This window comes from Streptomyces thermovulgaris, assembly GCF_002155915.1.
GTDB classification, from domain to species: Bacteria; Actinomycetota; Actinomycetes; order Streptomycetales; family Streptomycetaceae; genus Streptomyces; species Streptomyces thermovulgaris.
In genome coordinates, this window is sequence record NZ_MUME01000138.1 from 1 (window position 1) to 2642 (window position 2642).

General features: G+C 73.1%; 3 protein-coding genes and 5 tRNA genes. 3 read left to right on the forward strand and 5 right to left on the reverse strand.

Annotated elements, in window-relative coordinates; genetic code table 11:
* Both CCN35_RS13410 and CCN35_RS13415 read left to right on the forward strand, forming a co-directional pair.
* On the forward strand, positions 1–568 hold a 568-nt coding region (locus tag CCN35_RS13410), incomplete at its 5' end, for a phosphotransferase family protein (protein ID WP_158100404.1).
* Positions 569–648: 80 nt separating this feature from the next.
* Positions 649–930, forward strand: coding sequence for a TFIIB-type zinc ribbon-containing protein (locus tag CCN35_RS13415; protein ID WP_079129993.1), 282 nt, complete (start codon positions 649–651; stop codon positions 928–930).
* An 89-nt stretch (positions 931–1019) separates the two neighbouring features.
* Here CCN35_RS13415 and CCN35_RS13420 read toward each other — a convergent pair.
* The 5 genes from CCN35_RS13420 to CCN35_RS13440 all read right to left on the reverse strand — a co-directional run bounded on the left by CCN35_RS13420 (position 1020) and on the right by CCN35_RS13440 (position 1485).
* Positions 1020–1091: transfer RNA gene (locus CCN35_RS13420), tRNA-Val, on the reverse strand.
* Between the two features lie 43 nt (positions 1092–1134).
* Positions 1135–1206 (reverse strand) — tRNA-Val (locus CCN35_RS13425).
* A gap of 23 nt (positions 1207–1229) precedes the next feature.
* Positions 1230–1301 (reverse strand) — tRNA-Val (locus CCN35_RS13430).
* A gap of 1 nt (position 1302) precedes the next feature.
* Positions 1303–1376, reverse strand: a tRNA-Cys gene (locus tag CCN35_RS13435).
* Between the two features lie 36 nt (positions 1377–1412).
* Positions 1413–1485 (reverse strand) — tRNA-Gly (locus CCN35_RS13440).
* A gap of 201 nt (positions 1486–1686) precedes the next feature.
* Here CCN35_RS13440 and CCN35_RS13445 point away from each other — a divergent pair.
* Positions 1687–2642: chorismate-binding protein (locus CCN35_RS13445; RefSeq protein WP_086792797.1), on the forward strand; the 956-nt coding region annotated here is incomplete at its 3' end.

The following is a 2642-nucleotide window of genomic DNA, read 5'->3' on the forward strand; positions in this document are numbered from 1 at the left end:
GCCCCCCATGCGGGGTCCCGTCAAGGCCGCCCGGGCCGTCGCCCGGCTGCGTGCCGCGGCCCCCGGCCGTCCCGCCGCCCGCGCCGTCCTGCGCGCCTGGGCGGGCCTGCCGGCCTGGGCCCGCGCCGAGGCGCCCATGCCGGACCGCCGGACCCTCTGCCACGGCGACCTCCACCTCGGACAGCTGGTCCGCCACCCCGCCCCGGACGGCCCCTGGCTGCTCATCGACGTCGACGACCTCGGCACCGGCGTTCCCGCCTGGGACCTGGGCCGCCCCGCGGCCTGGTACGCCTGCGGACTGCTCGCGCCCGAGGAGTGGACCCGCTTCCTGACCGCGTACCGCACGGCCGGCGGCCCGGCCGTCCCCGCGGACGGCGACCCCTGGCCCGCCCTGGACGTCCCGGCCCGCGCCCTCACCGTGCAGACCGCCGCGCTGGCCGTCGCCAAGGCGACCGCGGCGGGCCGCCCGCTGGACGAGACCGAGCAGGCCGTGGTCGACGCCTGCGACCGCATGGGCGGCATCCCCCCGGAGCCGGCCGCCGGGGTGCCGGGAGAACCGGCGGCGTAGGGTGCAACCGATCGTGACGGGACGGAGTCTGTTCCTGCGACACCCGAAGCAGTGACGACCGGCGAGGAGTTGAGGCGACGATGCAGTGTCCGAAGTGTCATGCGCCCATGCACACCCACAACCGCAACGGCGTTCAGATCGAGCAGTGCAGCGGCTGCCGCGGCATCTTCCTCGACTACGGCGAACTGGAGGCGCTGACCCGCCTGGAGGCCCAGTGGGTCCAGCCCGCGCCGCCCCCGCCCGCTCCGCAGGCCTACCCGGCCGCCCCGCAGGCTCCCGCCTGGGGCGCCCCGCACGGCGGCCACGGGTACTACGGCCACCGCCGGCACAAGAGCTTCGGGCGCATGCTGTTCTCCAGCTGAGCATCCCCGGACGGGCGCGACGGCGGAGCCCCTCCGGGAACAGCGGCAAGCCCCCGGCCGTACGAGACGGCCGGGGGCTTGCCGGTGCGTGGACGATACTGGGATTGAACCAGTGACCTCTTCCGTGTCAGGGAAGCGCTCTCCCGCTGAGCTAATCGTCCTCGGGACCACGATCGCGCCCGGGAGCGGATCATGGGCACTGCGTGCGCGATACTGGATTTGAACCAGTGACCTCTTCCGTGTCAGGGAAGCGCTCTCCCACTGAGCTAATCGCGCGGGCGGATCCTCGGAAGATCCAGTGGACGATACTGGGATTGAACCAGTGACCTCTTCCGTGTCAGGGAAGCGCTCTCCCGCTGAGCTAATCGTCCTTGGAGGTGGAGACGGGATTTGAACCCGTGTAGACGGCTTTGCAGGCCGTTGCCTCGCCTCTCGGCCACTCCACCAGGAGCGGAGGGGACCGGAGGATCCCCTCTTCCTCGAGCGGACGACGAGGCTCGAACTCGCGACCTCAACCTTGGCAAGGTTGCGCTCTACCAACTGAGCTACGTCCGCCTGTCGTTTCGGCTCGCTCACGCGACCCGGCGACGTGTTGAACTTTAGCGGATTCCGGGGCCAGTACAAAAACACGTTTGCGCAGCCTGCTGCACTGCGCCCGTGCGCGGGCCCGGCCGGGGCCCGGAGACGACCGGGCCGGGGCCGCCGGAGAGGACGCGCCCGGGGCCGGCGGAAGGGGCCCGCCCTAGACTTCTCGGCGTGCTCGATCTCGCTCCTCTCGCCCGGTTCGGTGACCGTGTCGCCACCGGTCTGGCCGATGTCACCAGCGATCCCGCGGCCCTGGACTCCACCGGTTTCTGGGCCGTCGCCGCCGACTACGAGGGCCGTCTGACCTGCGCCCGCTTCCGCGAGGTACGGCGGGAGCCCGTGCCGGCCCCCGTGCCCGGGGCCTGGCGGGGCCCGGCCGTCGGGGACTGGACGTCCTCCCTCGACCGCGCCGCGTACACGGCGGGGGTGCGGCGCATCCGCGAGCACATCGCGACCGGCGAGGTCTACCAGGTGAACCTCTGCCGGGTGCTCTCCGCGCCCGTGGCACCCGACGCCGACGTGGACGCCCTGACCGCCGTCCTGGCCCGCGGCAACCCGGCACCGTATGCCGGAACGATTCGCCTGCCCGCGCACGGAGTGGAGATCGCCACCGCGTCCCCCGAGCTCTTCCTGCGCCGCGACGGCCGGGTCGTCGAGTCCGGCCCGATCAAGGGCACCGCCCGCACCGAGGCGGAGCTGCTGGAGAAGGACTACGCCGAGAACGTGATGATCGTGGACCTGGTCCGCAACGACATCGGACGTGTCTGCACCACCGGCAGCGTCACCGTCCCCGACCTGTGCGCCGTCGAGAAGCACCCCGGCCTGGTCCATCTCGTCTCCACGGTCCGCGGCGAACTGCGCGAGGGCGCCGGCTGGCCGGAACTGCTCGACGCCGCCTTCCCGGCCGGCTCGATCACCGGCGCCCCCAAGTCCAGCGCCCTGCGGATCATCTCCGACCTGGAGACCGCGCCCCGCGGCCCCTACTGCGGCGGCATCGGCTGGGTCGACGCCGACCGCGGGGTGGGCGAGCTGGCCGTCGGCATCCGCACCTTCTGGATCGACCGCGTCGCCGGAGGATCCGGGGAGGGCGCGGCCGTCCTGCGCTTCGGCGCCGGCGCCGGCATCAC